Source organism: Pseudomonas syringae group sp. J254-4, from assembly GCF_032586855.1.
Taxonomy (GTDB): Bacteria; Pseudomonadota; Gammaproteobacteria; order Pseudomonadales; family Pseudomonadaceae; genus Aquipseudomonas; species Aquipseudomonas amygdali.
This window is the reverse complement of record NZ_JAWHOO010000013.1, coordinates 41069-61152: the sequence shown is the minus strand read 5'-3', so window position 1 is coordinate 61152 and position 20084 is coordinate 41069. Positions and strand designations below refer to the sequence as shown.

14 protein-coding genes are annotated in these 20084 nt (G+C 55.1%); all 14 read left to right on the top strand.

Annotated elements, in window-relative coordinates:
* The first annotated feature begins 235 nt into the window (after positions 1–235).
* The 14 genes from RYB09_RS16480 to tssM all read left to right on the top strand — a co-directional run bounded on the left by RYB09_RS16480 (position 236) and on the right by tssM (position 19958).
* Positions 236–475: a hypothetical protein gene (locus tag RYB09_RS16480; RefSeq protein WP_147468582.1), complete on the top strand. Its 240-nt coding sequence runs from the start codon at positions 236–238 to the stop codon at positions 473–475.
* 423 nt (positions 476–898) lie between these two features.
* The gene (locus RYB09_RS16475; RefSeq protein ID WP_002551426.1) at positions 899–1648 is read left to right on the top strand and encodes a hypothetical protein; all 750 of its coding nucleotides are present in this window, start codon (positions 899–901) and stop codon (positions 1646–1648) included.
* Positions 1649–1716: 68 nt separating this feature from the next.
* Positions 1717–2250 (top strand): type VI secretion system contractile sheath small subunit, encoded by a 534-nt coding sequence (tssB, locus tag RYB09_RS16470; RefSeq protein WP_005734097.1) that lies wholly within the window; start codon positions 1717–1719, stop codon positions 2248–2250.
* Positions 2251–2264: 14 nt separating this feature from the next.
* The gene (tssC, locus tag RYB09_RS16465; RefSeq protein WP_122259186.1) at positions 2265–3767 is read left to right on the top strand and encodes a type VI secretion system contractile sheath large subunit; all 1503 of its coding nucleotides are present in this window, start codon (positions 2265–2267) and stop codon (positions 3765–3767) included.
* Positions 3768–3798: 31 nt separating this feature from the next.
* On the top strand, positions 3799–4281 hold the full coding sequence (gene tssE / locus RYB09_RS16460) for a type VI secretion system baseplate subunit TssE (protein WP_005734095.1): 483 nt from the start codon (positions 3799–3801) through the stop codon (positions 4279–4281).
* The gene (gene tssF, locus RYB09_RS16455) at positions 4281–6113 is read left to right on the top strand and encodes a type VI secretion system baseplate subunit TssF (RefSeq protein ID WP_193601012.1); all 1833 of its coding nucleotides are present in this window, start codon (positions 4281–4283) and stop codon (positions 6111–6113) included. The genes tssE and tssF overlap by 1 nt, the downstream gene beginning before the upstream one ends.
* Positions 6077–7147, top strand: coding sequence for a type VI secretion system baseplate subunit TssG (tssG, locus tag RYB09_RS16450; protein ID WP_122259184.1), 1071 nt, complete (start codon positions 6077–6079; stop codon positions 7145–7147). The genes tssF and tssG overlap by 37 nt, the downstream gene beginning before the upstream one ends.
* The gene (gene tssH, locus RYB09_RS16445; protein WP_122259183.1) at positions 7144–9747 is read left to right on the top strand and encodes a type VI secretion system ATPase TssH; all 2604 of its coding nucleotides are present in this window, start codon (positions 7144–7146) and stop codon (positions 9745–9747) included. Before tssG ends, tssH begins: the two co-directional genes overlap by 4 nt.
* Positions 9748–9826: 79 nt before the next feature.
* Positions 9827–10537, top strand: coding sequence for a type VI secretion system lipoprotein TssJ (gene tssJ, locus RYB09_RS16440; RefSeq protein WP_316889367.1), 711 nt, complete (start codon positions 9827–9829; stop codon positions 10535–10537).
* A complete protein-coding gene (gene tssK, locus RYB09_RS16435) occupies positions 10534–11877 on the top strand; it encodes a type VI secretion system baseplate subunit TssK (protein ID WP_005734091.1) in 1344 nt (447 codons plus the stop codon). Before tssJ ends, tssK begins: the two co-directional genes overlap by 4 nt.
* Positions 11874–12587, top strand: coding sequence for a type IVB secretion system protein IcmH/DotU (gene icmH / locus RYB09_RS16430; RefSeq protein WP_005746633.1), 714 nt, complete (start codon positions 11874–11876; stop codon positions 12585–12587). Before tssK ends, icmH begins: the two co-directional genes overlap by 4 nt.
* 27 nt (positions 12588–12614) lie before the next feature.
* Complete coding sequence (locus tag RYB09_RS16425) at positions 12615–16508, top strand: type VI secretion protein IcmF/TssM N-terminal domain-containing protein (protein ID WP_122259182.1); 3894 nt, start codon at positions 12615–12617, stop codon at positions 16506–16508.
* Positions 16509–16542: 34 nt separating this feature from the next.
* Complete coding sequence (gene tagF, locus RYB09_RS16420) at positions 16543–17460, top strand: type VI secretion system-associated protein TagF (RefSeq protein WP_005746631.1); 918 nt, start codon at positions 16543–16545, stop codon at positions 17458–17460.
* Between the two features lie 2 nt (positions 17461–17462).
* Positions 17463–19958, top strand: coding sequence for a type VI secretion system membrane subunit TssM (gene tssM / locus RYB09_RS16415; protein ID WP_057413494.1), 2496 nt, complete (start codon positions 17463–17465; stop codon positions 19956–19958).
* Positions 19959–20084: the final 126 nt, after the last annotated feature.

Sequence of the window (20084 nt, the reverse complement as noted above, 5' to 3'; positions counted from 1 at the left end):
ACCCGCTTCGGCGGGTTTTTTATTGCCTGCGATTTTTGCTGTCGGCAAACCTGCAGATGCAAAATCTTTCCTGACGCCAGCATCCCTGCCCCTCACCCCGCTGTTCGAGCATGAACACGTGAGGTATAGCGAAAGGCTTACACGCGGCGGGGGAACTTGGCTATTTCCGAACCTGCACGCGGCGCATAAGATTGGATCCATCAAGTGGTGAACAGGGAGTTCACCAGGATCAAGGATGATCGACCATCGCCTGGGAGGCGTCCGACAGGAAGTCGGGATGGTCTTGGAAAAACCCGCTTCGGCGGGTTTTTTATTTGCTGCAAGAAAATCCGGGGACGTTTATCAGCAAGCACCTTCCTCCTTGCGCTCGGCAACAATCGGCGTGCGCTCACTCACTCTCCTGCTGCCACCTGCACCACTGGCGGTGCCATCATCCCTCATCCTAGAAATATCAGCTCACAAGACGGCATCGTGATTTTATCGTCTCGACGGCGCAAACAGCGGGCAAATAAGTTTACCTTTTTAAGCTTAATTGCGTTCGAAATCGGATCCAGATAACGCTCCAAAGCCCTTATAAATCAAGGCTTACGGCTACATTACTGCTGCAATATTAACCAGTAGTGGCTCATAGCAATCATTGCTTACTGTAACAAAACCGAGAAAATATCCACCGTCTGTAGGAACTTTCCTACTGAAAATAGTGCCATAGACCACACTGCTGGCTAGACGACATCTATATGCCAGCACCAAATCCTTCCTCATAGTGGCGGTGCGTTTTGCTTTACGCACATGGCAAAACCACTTCATGAGCAGGTGTGCAGTCGAGAAATTCGCAACTCTTCCCCGTCCCCGGTCTGATCCGGGAAGCGGTCGTGAAGGGTTCAAGGACGATGTACCGATGACTCAGACGTTCGATATAGAAGCATTGATCAAGCTGCGCAAGCAGACGCGCGCTATTTCCGACGCGCTCAAGGTGCAGGCGTCCGACTATCTGTCGACCCTCGCGTTGCTGATACGCCCGCAGACATTCTTCGGTGAATACCTGCAGGGCGCGCAACGCAGCAGCGGTCGAGAAACTCAGCACCATTTCAAGGAGCTCAAGGAGCTCTATGACCGCATTGCATCGGCAGAGCCGTTCAAGCTGGTCAATGAACTGGAAGTGCCGCTCAACCTGATCAGTACGACGCCCGAGCTGTTCCCGCTCGAATACGACATGGTGCTGTCACAAAGCGGGCAGACCATACGCATCACCAGCCCGGTGCGCTGGGTGGTGGGCTTCAACTCGTTCGATCTGGCGCAGTTTCGCAAGGTAATCAAGGACCCGAATCGCAGTAGCGCCGAGCTGTATCGCTACGTTGTGCATTATCTGGTCCTGTTCTATTGCCTGAGCAAGTCACCGGGCATGAGCCGCCTTTTCGAAGGGTTGCGCTTCCCGGTCAGTTTCGAGCGCTTGAAAGACTTCGGCGATCTGCCGTTCTGCGTGATCAGCTCACCGGTGCGCTCCGAGCTGCCGGATGAGTCGGTCATTCGCAACAGCACGCAGATCGCAGGCAATACAAGCTTCGAAGAGTTGGTCGGGCACGAAAACATTCTGGAAATGAACGATGAAATCCGTCAGCGCCTTTTGCTGACGATTGAAGGACTCTAATCGCGCCCGGCCTGTCCAGGCCCGGTACGCAAACGACTTGCAGCGAGTTGCTCGCACAGGAGATGACGATGGCGAAGAAGGAAAGTACCCAGCACAAACTTGACCGCGTTCGCGCGCCTCGGGTTCATATCACTTACGACGTGGAAATTGGTGATGCTCAGGAAAAGAAAGAGCTGCCATTCGTTGTAGGCGTTATGGGCGATTTCTCCGGCAACCCGCTGGAGCCGCTGCCCAAACTCAAGGATCGCAAGTTCATCTTCATCGACCGCGACAACTTCAACGGCGTCCTGAAAGGCATCAAGCCGCGCCTGGCGTATCGCGTCGACAACACCCTGGCAAAAGACGGCACCCAACTCGGTGTGGAGCTGAACTTCAATGCGCTGGAAGACTTCGAGCCGCAAAACGTCGTGCGTCAGGTCGAACCGCTGCGCAAGCTGCTGGAAGTGCGCAACAAGCTGGCTGACCTGCGTAACAAGATGGGTGGCAACGACAAGCTTGAAGAACTGCTGATGGACGTGTTGCAGAACACTGAAAAGCTGAAAACCCTGGGCAAGGAGTTCGGCCGTGAAGCCGCCGTTCCTGCCACCGACAGCAAAGAGTAAGGAGGAGCCTGACGATGACCGATAAGCAACCCGTGACTCAGCAGGACAGCGCTCTGGTTGAAGTTGAAAACTTCGCCCCGCAATCTTCCCTGCTCGACAGCATCATTTCCGAAAGCCGCGTTGCACGCTCCGAAACCGAGCGCACCCGTACCCGCGATCTGATCGGCGAACTGGTGGCACAGGTACTTGAAGGCGAAATGACGCCAAGCAAGGACCTGATTGCCGTGCTCGACGCGCGCATCGCCGAGATCGATTCGATGCTCTCAGAGCAAATGAACGAAATCATGCACGCCAGTGAGTTTCAGCAACTGGAAGCGTCCTGGCGCGGTCTGAAGTATCAGGTTGACCAGACCGAGACGAGCACCACGCTAAAAATTCACCTGCTCAACGCGTCGAAAAAAGACCTTGTGCGAGACCTCAAGGCCTCGTCCGAATTCGACCAGAGCGCACTGTTCAAGAAGATCTACGAAGAAGAGTACGGCACCTTCGGTGGTGCGCCGTTCGGCATGTTGCTGGGTGACTACGAGTTCAACCGCAATCCGGAAGACATGTACCTGCTGGAAGAGATCTCCCACGTGGCAGCCGCCGCCCACGCACCATTCATCTCGGCTGCATCGCCTGAGCTGTTCGGTTGGGACTCGTTCACCGACATGGCCGGCCCTCGCGACCTGGCGAAGATCTTCGATACGGTCGAATACGCCAAGTGGAAGTCGTTCCGCGCCTCTGAAGACTCCCGCTATGTCGGCCTGACTCTGCCGCACGTGCTGGGTCGCCTGCCATATGGCCCGGATACCACGCCAGTCGAAGAATTCAACTTTGTCGAAAGCGTCGACGGCCGTGACCACAACAAATACTTGTGGATGAACGCTGCCTACGCACTGGGCACCAGGGTGACCGATGCGTTCTCCCGCTACGGCTGGTGTGTGGCGATCCGCGGCGTGGAAGGCGGCGGTCTGGTCGAAGGCCTGCCGACCCACACCTTCAAGACTGATGACGGCGAAATCGCGCTGAAATGCCCGACTGAAATTGCCATCACCGACCGTCGCGAAAAAGAGCTGTCGGACCTGGGGTTCATTCCTCTGGTGCACTGCAAAGGCACCGACTACGCCGCATTCTTCGGCACTCAGTCGACCCAGAAGCAGAAGCAGTACAACACCGACATTGCCAACGCCAACGCTCGTCTTTCGGCGCAACTGCAATACATCTTCGCGACCTCGCGTATCGCTCACTACATGAAAGCGATCATGCGCGACAAGATCGGCAGTTTTGCATCGCGCAAAGATGTCGAGTTGTTCCTTAATGAATGGCTGTCCGACTATGTCCTGCTTGATGACACCGCGAGCCAGGAAGCCAAAGCCAAGTTTCCACTGCGTGAAGCAAGCGTAGAAGTCGTTGAGGTGCCAGGCAAACCAGGCGCTTATAAGGCGGTCGCATTTTTGCGCCCTCATTATCAGTTGGATGAGCTGACAGCATCGCTACGCCTAGTGGCAGAACTGCCACAGTCGACGCGTAGTTAATCCTATCCATTAGCCAGGGAGGCATAGCTGAATGAGTCGTTCCCCTCAGTTAGTACCGACGTTACTTGATCGCTTGCTTGATGATGCACCTCATCAGGCAAGCGAGGCGGTCTCCAAACGGCTTTGCTCGCTGGGTGAATACAAGGCCAGCCTGATCAGAGATCTCGAGACACTGGTCAATACACGTCAGTGCCTCGTCGCATCAAGACTTGATGGCTATCCAGAGTTGGCGGGAACAATTCTCGAATACGGCATGCCCGACTTTACCAGCAAGGGCGTGCTCAACCCTGAAGACCGACGCCTTATACAGGCCCAGTTGGAGCGGGCAATCACCGTCGGCGATCCACGTTTTCGAGCGGTTAAAGTACAACTGCTCAATCAGCAGATTGGCCACCGCATGCTTACCTTTCGGGTTGACGCAGTGCTGCATCTTCAAGATGCGACTCGTCAGGTTTCCTTTGACGCGGTGTTGCAAGTCAATACCCAGGAATACAAAGTGCAGAACCTCAATTGATTCTCGACGATCTGCTGCCCTATTACGAAAAGGAACTCTCGCACCTACGCTTTCTCGGGCAGGAGTTTGCGCGTGAGTACCCCAAAATTGCGTCGCGGTTACTGATCGAAGGTGATAACTGCGAGGACCCCCATGCCGAGCGCCTGATTGAAGGGTTCTCTTTTCTGGCTGCGCGTATACACAAGAAGCTTGACGACGAGTTTCCCGAAATTGTCGAAGCCTTTCTTGAAGTACTTTACCCACACTACCTACGCCCGACGCCCGCATTATCCATCGCGGAATTCAGTAGCGGGACAACCTCTACGCTGACTGCCTGCTACACCATCGAGCGGCATACGGAGATAAGTTCCAAGACCGTAGAGGGCGTGGCGTGCAAGTTCAGAACCTGCTACCCCGTCGACCTGTGGCCTATCGCGGTGCGAGATGCATCGTTTGTCGAACTGGAGCGCTCTGCTTTCAATGGGCACAGTGCGGATCTGGTGGCCTGCCTGAAAATTGGCCTGACCGCCACCACCCATCTCCACTTCGGTCAACTGGACATCGAGACCCTGCGCTTTTTCCTCGACGGCGAAAGCACGCTGATGCTGCAATTGTACGAGCTGCTATTCAACAATTTGGCTAAGGCCACTGTCAGTTTTACAGAGCAGGGAAAACGTCGGGAAATCGGTCTGCCACAGGGTGCGTTGAAAGCGGTTGGTTTTGAGCGCGATGAAGGTCTGGTGGATTACTCGGAACGCTCGTTCCTCGGGTACAGACTGCTGCACGACTACTTTACGTTTCCGGACAAATTCATGTTCGTCGATATTGGAGGACTCAAGAGAAGCCTGGCTGATCGAGACCTCAAGGATATCGAGATCAACTTCTATTTTGCTCATTACGAAATGGGCGATCGGCTTGCGCGGCTTGCACAAAATCTGGGGCGTAATAATTTCAAACTTGGATGCACTCCGATCATCAACCTGTTCAAACAACAGGCCGAGCCGGTCAAGCTCACTCATACACGGCACGAATACGCCGTTACCCCCGATGTCAGGCTGCAGGGACATGCAGAAGTAGTCTCCATCGACCGCGTACAGCGGGTCAAAAAAATAGCCGGTACTGACACCGTCAGCGAGTGCAACCCGTTTTTCGAGCCTAGAGGTGACCTGGGTCCAGACGCCTGCTATTGGATCGGCCGGCGGCGCCCCTCCAGACACGGCAAGCAGGGCGGCACAGAAATGGTTATACGAGTCGTGGATCGCGAGCTCGACCTCGTCGATGCTGGCAGTGATTCGTTGAGCATATCCCTGACTTGCAGTAACCGGGACTTACCGCAACTGCTCAGTTACGGAGGCAGCCAGAGTGACTTCATATTTGAGAATGATGGGGTGGTCGACGGTATCCGGCTACTGCGCAAACCTACAGTGACAGCACGCGTGCCTCTGGGCGACGGCTTGATCTGGCGCCTTATTTCTCACTTGTCCCTGAATCACATGTCGCTGGTGTCGCAGGGCAAGGAAGTGCTTCAGGAAATGTTGAGCCTCTACAACTATCGACGCGGACTGGCAGTTAGAAAGCAGATCAGCGGAATCCTGTCGATCAAGAGTGAGGCTGTTGTCGTGCGTATCGGCCACCCCCGTCCCAACTTCGTGCGTGGGGTAGGCATCACCCTGGAACTAGACGAAAGCCAATACATCGGCAGCGGCGTATTCCTGTTCGGCAAAGTCCTTGATCACTTTTTCGGACAGTACTGCACCGTCAACAGTTTTACCCAACTTACCCTTCGTACCCGCCAGCGGGAAAAGAGAATTGTGCAATGGCCACCCAGAACGGGCGATCAACCTCTGGTCTGATCGATCAGGCACGCGCAGAGCCTTACCGGTTTGAGTTTTTCCAACTGGTCAGGTTGCTGCGTCTGCATTACAGCAGAGCAGGACGTATTGATCCCGAAGCGCGCCCGCATGAGGACCCGCTGCGTTTTCGTACGCAGCTGTCGCTGAACTTTCCCGTGAGCGAAGTCAGCGATCTCAAATTCGAGCGTTTCGAGGATTCGACTGCTGCTGAGCAGGCATTGACCGAAGTGCAGGTAACGTTCATGGGGTTGATAGGGCCCTCAGGAGTACTGCCCCGTCCTTACACTGAAATGCTCATGAACCGGCATATTCAGCAGAGGGACGATGGTGCCCATGCGTTTCTGGATGTGTTCTCTCACCGCATGATCGCTCTCTTCTATCAGTCATGGCAGAAATACAAGTTTCACATCGAACATGAGCGCAAGGGGTCATCGGATTTCGAGCGCTATATGCTCAATCTGGTGGGTTTCGGCAAGCAAAGTCAGAAGCGAAAATTTGGCGCGAGCGGCTCACCTGTTCGCCAGGAGTTATTCACCTACTTCTCGGGATTGTTCACCCAGCGGCCTCGTAATCCGCACAACCTGGAAGTGATGTTGAGCTTCTACTTCGGACAACCCTTTTCACTGCGCCCCTTTGCCGGACGCTGGTTGAAACTTGAGCCGGAGCAGTGCTCGCAACTGGGACGTGCCAATGCAACTCTCGGTGAAAGCGCGGTGGCCGGCAATCGCGTATGGGACTACCAGTCCTGCGTGCGCATCGACATCGGTCCCTTGGAACTTGCTGACTATCAGCGCTTTCAACCAGGTGCTGACGACTACCGAAAACTGGTTGATGTGGTGCGCTTCTACCTGGGCCCCTCTGTGGACTTTGAACTTGCTCCGCAACTCATGCCTGAGGCGATCCCTTTGGCGCGTCTGGGTCGTAACACAAACACAGCGCTGGGCTGGCTTGGCTGGCTGAAGCGGCCTGGCGAAAAAGTAAATCCGTCACGTTGCGCTGTTTTCCGTATTCCTTTTGATGGGGTCGCCCTGTGAACCTTAAGTCACTCTTTGCCAAGCTCAATGACACCTGCCGCAACGCGACTGAAAGCGCTGCTGCGTTGTGCCTCGCGGAACGTCACTACGAAGTCGATATCGAGCATGTATTACTGCAGCTTCTTGAAGGCGACGACAACGACCTGCTACCGATATTACGTCACTACGATGTAGTGATAGAGCGCTTGCAGTCTCAGTTGGCCAGTGCCATGAGTGACTTCAAAACCGGGAATACTCGCACCCCCGCCCTATCCCCGCACATAACCCAACTGATCGAACGAGCTTGGGTATTGGCTTCGATCGAATACGGCCAAAGCCTTATCCGCAGTGGCTTTCTGTTACAGGCTTTGCTCGACGACAAGGAGCTGCGTCGGGTCATAGCGGCTTCAGCGCCCGAATTGGAAAAGATCAATGTTGACGATTTGAAAGCCAATCTCGAGGACTTCATTTCAGCCAGCAGCGAGTCACAGCAAAGCGCGTCTTTGCCAGCCGGAAACGATACTCAACGACCGGCAACCAAGGGCAACGGCAAGACTCCTGCCTTGGATCAATACACCGTGGACCTGACACTCAGCGCGCGGGAAGGACGTATCGATCCGGTACTGGGACGCGAATTCGAAGTGCGCCAGATGGTTGATATCCTCACCCGTCGGCGGCAGAACAATCCGATTCTGACGGGGGAAGCCGGTGTCGGTAAAACCGCGGTAGTTGAGGGCCTGGCATTACGTATTGCTCTGGGCGATGTGCCAACGCCACTCAAGGATGTCGCTATTCATACACTCGATCTGGGCCTGCTACAGGCAGGAGCCGGGATTAAGGGCGAATTCGAGAACCGTCTCAAATCAGTGATTGAAGAAACTAAGCGCAGCGTGCATCCAATCATTCTTTTTATCGATGAAGCCCATACGCTGATTGGCTCAGGTGGCCAGGCAGGACAGAACGATGCGGCCAACCTCCTCAAACCAGCCTTGGCGCGCGGCGAACTGCGGACTATTGCCGCCACTACGTGGGCCGAGTACAAAAAATACTTCGAGAAGGATGCCGCCCTCGCCCGCCGCTTTCAGGTCGTAAAAGTAGAGGAGCCGGAAGAAGATCAGGCAATTTACATGTTGCGTGGCCTCTTGGAAAAAATGCAAGAGCACCATCGAGTAGCGGTCATGGACGAAGCGCTCGTAACGGCCGTCCGCCTGTCCAATCGCTACATCACAGGCAGGCAATTGCCGGACAAGGCCGTCAGCGTACTGGATACCGCCTGCGCGCGTGTCGCACTGGGCCAGACATCACAGCCCGGCCTGCTCGAAGATTGCCGGCGCATGATTGACAACCTGCGCACTGAAATATCTCTGCTGGAAAAGGAACAGATCAAAGGCAGCGACCATCAGCGCCGACTTGCTCAACTCAGTGCAGAACTGACCGACGCCGAGAAACGCGAACAGGAACTGGTCACACAGTGGCAACGCGAATTGGAACTGGTCAAACAGTTGCACGAACTTAGCGAACAGACCACAGGGCAGGACCACCGCACCGAGCTTGCCGACCTCCGGGCCGAGCTTGCAAAAGTTCAGGGTGAGCAGCCATTGGTGCATGCGCTGGTAGACGGGGCCACCATTGGTGAAGTGATCTCCGGCTGGACAGGTATCCCACTGGGCAAAATGCTGCGCGACGAGATTGATACCGTCCAGCGCTTACCTGCACTGCTGGCCGAACGCGTTCTTGGTCAGGACCATGCTCTGCATGAAATAGGCAAACGCATCAAGATTTCCCGTGCGCGCATGGAAGACCCCAATAAGCCAATCGGCGTATTTTTATTGCTTGGCCCCAGCGGTGTTGGCAAAACGGAAACCGCGCTGGCATTGGCCGATACGCTGTACGGCGGTGAACGCAATGTCATCACGATCAATATGTCCGAGTATCAGGAAGCCCATACTGTCTCCAGCCTCAAGGGCTCACCGCCGGGCTACGTCGGATACGGCGAAGGCGGCGTATTGACTGAAGCTGTGCGTCGCAAGCCCTACAGCGTCGTATTACTGGATGAAGTCGAAAAGGCCCATCCGGACGTGCTCGAACTGTTTTTCCAGGTATTCGACAAAGGCGTATTGGATGACGGCGAAGGACGCGAAATCAACTTCCGTAACACGGTGATTATCCTCACGTCCAATGTCGGCACCGAGCACATCATGCAGACGTGTCTCGGAGTCAGCGAGCTACCCGCCCCCGCCCAGATCGTCGAAGACCTGCGCGACCAGCTCAACAACGTTTTTAAACCTGCATTTCTCGGGCGCTTGAGTATTGTTCCGTATTACCCGGTACAGGACGCCGTGCTCGAGCGCATTGTCGGTCTGAAGCTAGCGCGTATCCGTGAGCGTTTCGAACGAAATCATCAGGCCTCTTTAGAGTTCAGTCCGGAGCTGGTGCCCACGATTGCCGCGCGCTGCACGGAAGTCGACAGCGGAGCCCGGAACATAGACAACATACTGTCCGGCACATTGATGCCTGAATTGGCAGAGCACGTGTTGGCACGTATGGCAGAAGAAAAACCCGTCAATAGCATGAGCATCGGCCTTGATGAGGCCGGAGGCTTTTCGTACACCGTGGCGTAAACGACTACCGGAAGCCGGATGAGATTCAGCGTCGCCCGAATTGCCGGGTGTCGATAGGAAGTGTTTCAGGAGCAGCAGAATGGGCAGGTATTTGGGTGTTTTGATTATGTTGCTAGGGCTGACCGCCTGCGGCATCACTGACCGTGTAGGCAAGCGAGTCGATGACACATGGGCAGGCGACATGCTGTTCAGCAGCGATGAAAAGATCGTTCTGACCGTGGACGGCGGCAACCAGTTGAACCCCAATACCTCCGGCATGCCTTTGTCCGTCGTGACCAGGGTTTATCAGTTGACCTCACTGGACAAGTTCAACAGCGCGGACTCAAACACGCTGCTGGACCACCCCGAACAGGTGCTCGGCAACACCGTGCTCGATACCCGCGAACTCGTGGTTTTACCCGGGATGGGTCAGGTCCAGACCTGGCCACTGGCCAAGGAAGCACGGTACATCGCAGTAGCGGCCTTCTTTCGTGATGACAGAGGCGGCCGCTGGAAAATGGCATTCAATGCCGACGCGTTTCGCAAGGACGGAATTCTGTTTTCATCCGAGGGCGGCCGCGTGCTTCTGGACGTGAACCGCATCAGTGCCGAGCGAGGGCAAGATGTGCTGCAGATGCCCGAAGAACAAATCATCGCGCCATTACAGCCAGCCCAGCCAGAGCATACAGAGCCTGGGCTTATGGAGCGCATGCAGTCAAAGGCCGCCGAATCTGCCGAAGACGCTGCCAACAATTCTATTAAGAAGTCGCTGAGCAATACATTTGATTCAGCTCTGGAAGGTGCTAAATGAGTAAAAAGAGCCGTGTGATGTGGTCAGAGGGCATGTTCCTTCTGCCACAGCACTTCCAGTATCAGGATGAGTTCCACCAGAACCAGCTGGCTCAGGCAACGCTGCGCTCGTCACCATTTCATTGGGGCGTGCAGCTTCTGGAAGTGGATGAGCAAGCCTTGATAAATGGAGTGCTGCAGCTCAAGCGGCTACAGATGGTTTTTCCTGACGGCTCGCTTTTTGACGCACCGCAACACGACCCTCTGCCTGCTGCGCGCGATTTGAAAGATGTGCAGCACGGTTCGGAGCTGAAAGTATATGCGGCGTTGAAATTGGCTGAACCGTACAGCGCCAATTACCTCGACGAAGGTGAAGAGCGCAAAGGCGCGCGTCGGTATCGCAAAGCCTTCGATATGTTGCCTGATATCAATGAGGGCGAGCTGGAAAACGAAATTACCAGTTTGCGTCTGAATGTGGTGCTGCTTATCGATGGTGATTCACTTGATGGCTACAGCTACTGCCCTCTGACCCTGCTACAGCGCAATAACATTAATGGATTTAGCCTGGACAATCAGTTCATTCATCCCGCCCTGCACATAGGGTCGCATGAAACCTTGCTGAAAATTGCCCAGCGCCTGCTCGCGCTTCTGCAGAGCAAGAGCGAAACACTGTCTGGCCGCCGCAGGGAAAGAGCAGATCAGATCGCTGAATTCGGGTCGAGCGATGTCAGCCTGTTCTGGTTGTTATATACCGTCAATCGCGCGTATCCGGGACTTGCTCACCTGCTTCAGCACCCTAGGCTGCATCCAGAACAACTGTATCGTTTTCTGGCTGAGCTGGCGGGCAGCCTGCTGACTTTTTCCCTGAGCGCACAGCTCAATGACATTCCTGCCTATGATCATCATGACCCGGCCACTGCCATGATCAAGCTCGACAGGCTGGTTCGCGAACTGCTCAACAGTGTTGTGCCCAACCAATATATTCCGATCAGCCTGGAACAGACTCGCACGTCCTATTTTGTTGGCCGCCTGAACGATCCACGCTTGAGTGAGGCTGACTTTTACATTGCGGTTCATGCAGACATGCCAGGTGCTCAGGTTCTTGAACTGGTACCACGAGCCTTCAAGGTTGGCTCGCCGGAAGACATTGAAGTAGTGGTCAATACGGCAATGCCGGGGGCGGCACTCAGCCACTGCGTGCGAACACCAAATGCTATTCCCGTACGCCTGGACAACCAATACTTCTCGATCGAACCCCATGGCCGGGTCTACGAGCGCATGATGAAAGCTAACGCCATCGCGTTCTATGTACCCAGCGCATTTAAAAATCTCAAGCTTGAACTGATGGCGGTGCTCAAATGAATGATGCCGTGATGCAAGGCGGCGTTAGTGCCCCGGTGCAAACACTGACACTTAAGGATATGGTCAAGGATTTTATGACCATGGCGTTGATGATTCGCCGCGGAAACAAAGTACGTGACGTCAGTCGTCTGCGTGCTAGCGTGGACCAGTTCTTTCCCGCGCTTGAGCGGGATGCGCGTCGCGCCAACTACAGCGTCGAACAAGTCCGGGATGCGCAATACGCTCTGTGCGCGTTTCTGGATGAAAGTGTCCTGAACGCCGGGCAGAGTGAAATCCGCAATCAGATTGAAGTCAATCCGTTGCAATTTCAGTACTTTGGTGTGCACCTGGCTGGCCAGGGTTTCTTCGAGAAACTTGAAGCATTGCGTACCGACGTGAAGCGCAACCTTGATGTACTCGAGGTTTACCACCTGTGCCTGGCGTTGGGCTTTGAAGGCAAGTACAGCCTTGAGAAAAAAGATCAACTTCGTTACATCGCCAATACCCTTGGCCAGGACATCGCTCGTTATCGAACTCCGCGCAAGGCGCTTTCCCCTGACTGGGCGCTGCCTGATCAAGTGTCTCAGATGTTCCGTTATGAAGTCCCCCTATGGCTTTATCTGGTACTCATTGCACTGATATGCGGTGCCGTTTATCTGACCCTGGACTGGCTTCTGGGCAAAGAGGTAGCAGCACTGGCCGAACAGGTCCGTCAGCTGTTCGGCGTTTAATTCAGTTACGGATCCGGTCAGGAAGACATGAAAGCATTATTGCGTTGTTTGAAAAATTTCTGGTTTGCACTGGCCCTGCTGTGGACCGTCGGTTTGCTGGCCTGCTGGCTGGCACTCCCGCGCTGGAATTTCACGCGGGAGAACATCTATGTGGCAATGGCGCTGATCAGTGCTTTCTGCCTGCTGCTTATTGTCCTGCGTCAGTACCGCAGAATTCGCGCCGAACAAAATATCGAAAGCCTGGTGCAACTGGAGGTAGACCGATCGCTAGGGGCCGAGAGCGAGTTCCGCGACCAACACGTATTGCGCGAGCGCCTCAAGCACGCGATCTCGATGCTGCGCTCCTCTCGCTCAGCAGGCGGGGGTGGCGCGTCTGCGCTTTCTGATCTGCCATGGTATCTGGTCATAGGCATGTCAGCGTCGGGAAAAACCTCACTGCTGACACGTTCAGGCCTGTCAGCGACCATCGCGGGAGCTCAGGCCAGTGGCATGGACAGCGGGACCCAGCACTGCGACTGGTATTTCAGCCCCGATGCAGTATTGATTGATACTGCGGGCCGTTATTTGCGGGATGACCAATCAGCCAGCGAGTTCGCCTCCTTCCTCAAGCTACTGCGCAAGCAACGAGCCAAGCCTGCCGTGAATGGATTGATTCTGGTGGTAAGCCTGCCAGAGATCGTCTCCGCCACACTGGCCGAGCGCGAAGCTCTGGCTGCACGCCTAGTATCTCGGATCGACGAATACAGTGAGTGCCTAGGCGTCAACCCCCCTCTTTACCTGATGCTCAGCAAAACCGATCTGTTGCCAGGCTTCAACCAAGCCTTTGAAGGTATGGACACTGCACAACGCCAGCAGCCTCTGGGCATGACGTTTGCCTTGTCGGATGTGCGGACTAAAGGCCTGCGCGCCGTTGTGGAAAACAAGTTTGCCCATTTGCTGGAGAGCGTAAGACACCATGTAGACACTCAGCTCATTATCGGGGGCAAAACCGACAGCGCCGAACTGCTGCAATTTCCAAATTACTTTGCCGAGCTGTCGACCGTTATCTCTGATTTTCTGGATCAGTTTGAACGCTCGGCGCAAGGGCATACGCCCCCCATGGTGCGAGGTGTCTACTTCACCAGCGCCCTGCAGACAGATGAGCAGTTGCCACCTGTTTATGAGGACGCTCTTGGGAGCTATTACGCGCTTGAACCTAAAGAGCATCCCGCACAAAGCGCTACAAGCAAAAAGATAGGCGACAAGAGCTATTTCATTACTGAGACATTTCGCCAGGTAGTGTTCCCGGATCGCAACCTGAGCCTTTACTATTCACGCTTGGGTCGCACCCGGTCGTTGACCCCTACGTTGATTGCAGTGGCTGCATTAGCGGGAATATCCCTGATAGCCTGGGAGGCGGTTTCTTATAACAAAAACCGTGAAATGCTTGCGGGCATCGCAAACGAATTAACGCAGCTTGAAACTGCACCCGATCAGGCAGAACGCTTGCGGTCAGGACAGGCGATGGAAACATTGCGTGTTTACCTTACCGAGTTCGAGGGCTACGGCAGCCACGGTGTGCCCTTTGCTTTGGGAGCCGGACTATACAGCGGCGATGACCTACTTATCCCGCTGCGTGAGGCTTACCTGCAGCAGCTACGCACCCAAGCGCTTGAGCCCATTGGCAAGTACTTGCAAGTGCAACTTCGCGAGCTGAACCAGTTTGCTCAGACGGTGGATCGAAGCCCGCTGGCACCGACTGATAAACGTCGCTCGACCAAGTCTCCGGCGAGGACATCTGCAAAAACACAGAACATCGGTGCACTGAAAGCAACGGCCAGTTTGCCGCGTAATGGTACAGACCTGACCGGCCAGCTACGCTCGGTTGTCAACGAAGCAAGCGAGGCTGGACGCCGCAGAACGCTGGATGCTCTTCGCGATAACGCCAAATCCGAGTCAACTACGGATCTAGCCGAAGACACCGCACTGACTGCCGGGTTGTCACTGTCGGAAGACAGTCTCAGCCGGTTGACGGAGCAACAAGTGTCGTCCGTGATCAAGGCTTACAGTGCCCTTAAGCTTTATCTGATTCTGTCGCGTCCGGATGAGCACCGCGATGCCGAATTCGTCGCTGACGAACTTCCTCAAGCCTGGGCACTGGCGGCGCAGGCCGAGGGCCGGGAAATCAGTCCGGCACTGATTGAAGCCAATACCGCGATGTATGTGCGCTACCTGCAACAAGGCACCGCGCCAGCGCTGCGACGCAATGAACAACTGGTCAACGAAACACGGCAAAGTCTGCGTTCCTTCATGATTGCCAGCTCTCTGGTTGATCGTGAGTATCTGCGCCTTCAGCTGGAGTCGAGCCGTCAGTTCCCGTCGCTTACGCTATCGGACATGGTGCCCGCAGCCGGACGTGATCAGTTATTTTCGGCGGAAGCAGTACCTGCCATTTACACCCGACAAGGTTGGGAAGAGTTCCTGCAGCCCGAACTGATCAAGTTGCTGTCAGGCAATCTGCGCAACGACAGTGACTGGGTACTCGATAGCGAAGGCAGCAATGCCATGGTTCAGAAAGCCAACTTCGTGCGTGAGCTGATGGCTCGCTACAAAGCCGACTACGCAGATGCCTGGTTCAGGATGCTCAGAGGCGTAGGTGTACGTCATTTCACCGACATGGCCAATGCTACCGAGCGCCTATCAGTGCTTAGCGACGTGCAGAACTCCCCCGTCAAGAGTCTGTTGCACGCCGTGAACCAGAACACGTCGTGGGACTTGCCCAAAGTCAATTCTGCGGCGTCTCCGAATAAAGCGGACGACGGGTTCTGGAGCGGCATCAAAGGCACTTTCAGTACCCAGAGCGAGCAAGCCGAAAGCCTGGTAGTGACATTGCCACGTGTTGACGATGGGAGTCTGGCAAAACGCTTCGAACCCGTCGCACGCCTGTTCGCCACGCAAAATGCAGAGGGCGCGGACAGCACGGTGATGGATCGATATCTGGCAGCGTTACGCAAGCTCAAAGTGCGTTTGACCAATATTCAGCGATCGCAGGATGTCGGCAAGAACAGCAAGCTGTTGATCAGCGAAACACTGGAAGGACAGCCTTCTGAAGTTACACAGGTACGCAACTACATCGAGACCAGCGTCGATACCAGCGAAGGAGGGCTCTCGAACTCCTTGCAACGCCTGTTCAACTCGCCACTGCAGTATGCCTGGGAAACACTTCGCGACCCGGCTGGCCAACAAATCGCAAAAGCCTGGTCACAGGATGTTGCCAGACCCTGGAAACAGGTCATGGCTTACCGTTATCCCATTGTGGCAGGCAGTGAAAACGAGGCATCGGTCAAGGATTTGCAGCGTTTCGTCGATCCTGAAACAGGTTTGCTGCCCGCGTTCAAACGCAACGAAATCGGCAACCTGGCTGGCGGCGAAGGATTGGGCATGGGTACAGGCGGTAACGCTGCGCCTCTGGTCAATACACGAATGATTGACAGCATCGACAAGGCTAGCTCGGTAGGACAAGTCATCGCCAGTTTGTCGGATCGTGAAAACGGCTTCGAAATCATGTTGGAGCCATCGGCTCGCTACACCGACATCATTTTCACGCTCGATGGACAGGAACAGCATTATCGAAACGGTCGTACCAGTTGGAATCGGTTCTCCTGGCCGGGTACCTCCAACGCACCGGGGGCACGCCTGGACGTAGTGACTCTGGAAGGCCAACGCATCACTGTTTTCGACTACCCAGGCCGTTGGGGCCTGCTGAAGATGAACGACAGTGCTCGCGTCACCGACCTGGACACGGTTCAGCAACGTTTCGCCTGGCAGTCGGCTGCCGGGCCGGTAAGTCTGGTCGTTCGTAACTATGGCGGCGTCAAGATGACAGATCTCGCTCAGGTCAAATCATTAAGCGTGCTTAACGACTCCGGGCAGAAAAACTGATTATGGGAAGCCATCACAGAGGGGGCACAGGCTGATGATTGGATGTTTTGGCAAAGTGCCCGCGAGTGCCGACTTCATCAGTTTGAACGGAGCCATGCCGGAGGTATGTGAGTTCGACCTGTGGTTACAAACCAGCCTTGGGCGCATGCAGATGCGTGAAGACTGGCGCGAACTGTTTGATGAGTTGCCCGTGTGTTTTTTCTCGTACCGCAGCCGCAATGGACAATGGCTGCTGGGGGGATTCATAAGCTCGCGGGATGCCAGTGGCAGACGTTATCCATTTATGGTGTTCCAAAGCATAAAAGTGGGTTCCAGCGATCCGTTCATCAATCCGCACACGCTGTGCGAGTTGTTCGCCGGACAGATCAAGCCACTTCTCATGCAAGGCGCACAAGGAGCTGACATAGAACAGATTTTTGCTCGACTCAGAACCATGCGCCTGTGGACCTCCAAGGATCTGGACCTTTATCGGCGTGTGCATGAAAAGTTTTTGATGGACTTCAACCTGCGCGACGTGTCGCGCCCGTTGCGCCACAGCTACCCGGAGTTCGGCACTCAGTCTGGGCTGGCGAGTCTTTACAAGCTGCGCAAGGCCATGAGCGACAATGAGCCGGCCGCAATAAGCCTTCCTCTGCCGGCAGAGAGCGGCCTGAAACGCCCGATGGCTGATTTGTGGTGCACATTGCTTTCACGTCTTCGCGGCAAAACGGGCATGCCGGATGTCAGCGTGCTGGTAGACAGCTTTATGCGACCGGGACTGCTGTGCTTTCCGTCGCGAGGAAATAGTGAAATGTACCGGATGCTGACAGGTATCGCTGCACCCGAGGACCGCTACAACCTGCTGGATCCGTTATTGGAACCCACGTCTGCCGCCTCGCTCGTGCTGCCTGCCGACCACCTCGCATTGAACGACTTTATTGAGCGTTTTGTAAGCGCTCGGGATGAACAGTAGTGATGAACAGGCTCAAATATTACTTTCTCAAGTACCAGCCATATGTTCTGGGGGTTGCGTTCTTCCTGGCCATTTTTCTGGTCTGGTCGATAGGTGTGGCGATAGGCTTTTCATCCCTTCATAGCCTGCTGATGGGAATAGGGCTTTTCCTCTTGCTGTCGGCTGGCTATGTCCTTTTCATGGGGCGAAGCAATGCTCCGCGCCACGATCTGGAAGCCCTGCTACGTGATGATGCCGATCAGGCGGTGTTGAACTCCAGTCCACAGGACCGTGAGGAAGTCAGCTTGCTACGTGAGCGCTTGCTGCAAAGCATCGAGCGTCTGCAGGGCAATGCAGGGAAAAACGCATCCAATAAAGACGCACTCTATGCCCTCCCCTGGTACTTGGTGATCGGCCAGCCTGCGTCCGGCAAGAGCACCATGCTGTATCAGTCCGGACTGAATTTTCCGTATGCAGAGCGTGAAGGCGCAAGAGTCGCAGGATTGGGCGGTACACGTAACTGTGACTGGTTTTTCAGTTCCGAAGCAGTGTTACTGGACACCGCTGGCCGTTATATGGATAACCAGGAAGAGGCTGGCAAATGGCGTGCGTTTTTAAGTCTGCTTCGACAACACAGGCAGCGGCGCCCGCTTAACGGCCTGATCGTGGCAGTAAGCGTAGAGGACGTTCTGAAGTCAACGCCCGATAGTCTTGAGCGCCTTGCCAAGCGCCTGCGCGAACGCATTCAGGAAGCGCATGATCTGCTTGAGCTACGCCTGCCTATCTATCTGGTGTTCACCAAGTGCGACCTTATACCGGGTTTCACTCACTTCTATCGCCAGCTCGATAACCAGACTCGTGGCGAAGTGATGGGCAAGACGTTTGCGCACGAAGGTTTCAGGCAGTCCGATTGGGGCAAGCGCTTCACTGTAGCGATGGGCGAACTGGTAGACCACTGGCAGCAAATTGCCGATCAGCAATTGGTGCAGCAGGATATCCAGCTAACGAGGCAGGATCCGGCTGTTTATCATTTTCCACTCGAACTGATAGCACTCAAACCATTGCTGGAGAATTTCGTCACCGACTTGCTTCGAGCCAATCCCTACCAGAGCGCAGAATTACTCCGCGGATTCTATTTCACCAGCGCGCTCGACGCTGACAAAGCCACGCAGGGATTGTACGCCCGACATGTCACCGAGCGCTTCGCGCTGGCTGATTCGTCAACCGGGTTGCCAGTTGTAGAGCAGGCTCAGCCGATGTTTATCAACAGCCTGTTCCAGAAAGTCATTATCCCTGACCAACATCTTGTGGCGCTGTATACCAGTAATCGCAGCGAAACCCGACGCAAAGGGATATGGATTGGCGCTGCCGCATTGGCAGGCTTGTTGCTCTGTGTAGGATGGGTAGTTTCCTACGGCAATAACAAGGCAGCTATCCAGGCAATTTCCAGCGGCTTAGCTGCTGCGCAGCAAAAAGACCAACAAACCAGTGGCCAATACACGCAATGGCAGACTCTGGACCAACTGCGGCAGACTTCAGCAGACCTTTATGCTCGCCACCACGGCGGCGGCGTACCGCTGAGCATGCGTTTGGGTCTGTACAAAGGCTATGACGTGGAGCCCTATGTGCGTCAACGTTATTTCGCACGCCTTGAAAGCGTAATGCTCAAGCCGACTGCAGATAACCTGACTCGCTCGCTCTACCTGCTGAGCAGCATCAAGATATACCAGCGCAACGCGCCGACACTGACAACCGTCACAGGAATAGATAGCGTAGAACCGCGCGCGTTGCCTGTGGATAACCGCGCCCAGTCAGTTGCGACCTTTGGCAAGACTACCCTGGACACTTACTTGATGCTGTCCAAGGCGCAACGTGAGCAAGCCGACCCTGCGGTGCTCAAGGCACGAATACCAGATTACTGGTATCCAGCGATCTACAAGCAGGTTCCACACGACACAGGCATGTCCGCTCAAGCCGCTGGCGAGGTTGATGACTATCAGTTTGCCGGGCGTCAGATAGCGTTCTACAGCGATCAGATTCGCGAGCTTGACGTACCCCGCATCCTCAACAACGCGTTTCTGATCTCCAGTTCACGCAATTACATAAACAGCCTGCTTTCGCAGTCCCTGCGCGCTATCGAAACCATCACTTTGGAGTCCGACACCTTGTTCGCGTTTGGCCGCGCTGACTTTCAAAGTCTTGAGCTTGCCGGACAACGTCAGTTGAGCGCTATCGCCGGAAAACTGCTGAACACACCAAACGTGGGCAAGATCGTGATCACTGGCCACGCCGACCAGATTGGCGATGCGCAGAGCAACCTGCAGGTTTCCAAACAGCGTGCTCAGACCATCAAAACCTACCTCGTGGGTAAAGGCCTACCAAGCGAATTGGTCGACGCGGTCGGCGAGGGCAGCAATAAGCCACTGGTGCATTGCGACATGCAGATGCCGCGCGCCGAGCTGATTCACTGCCTTGAGCCCAACAGACGAGTGGAAATCGAGGTGCGCGCGCTTAACTGAGTCGCGCCCGAGGTAAAAACGATCGCCATGTGTGGCCTGCTTCGGCATGCATGGCTTTAGAACGGCCCAGCCATTACGTGGCAGGGTCAAACACAGGGCGATCCAACTTGTGGATCAATGAAAGCC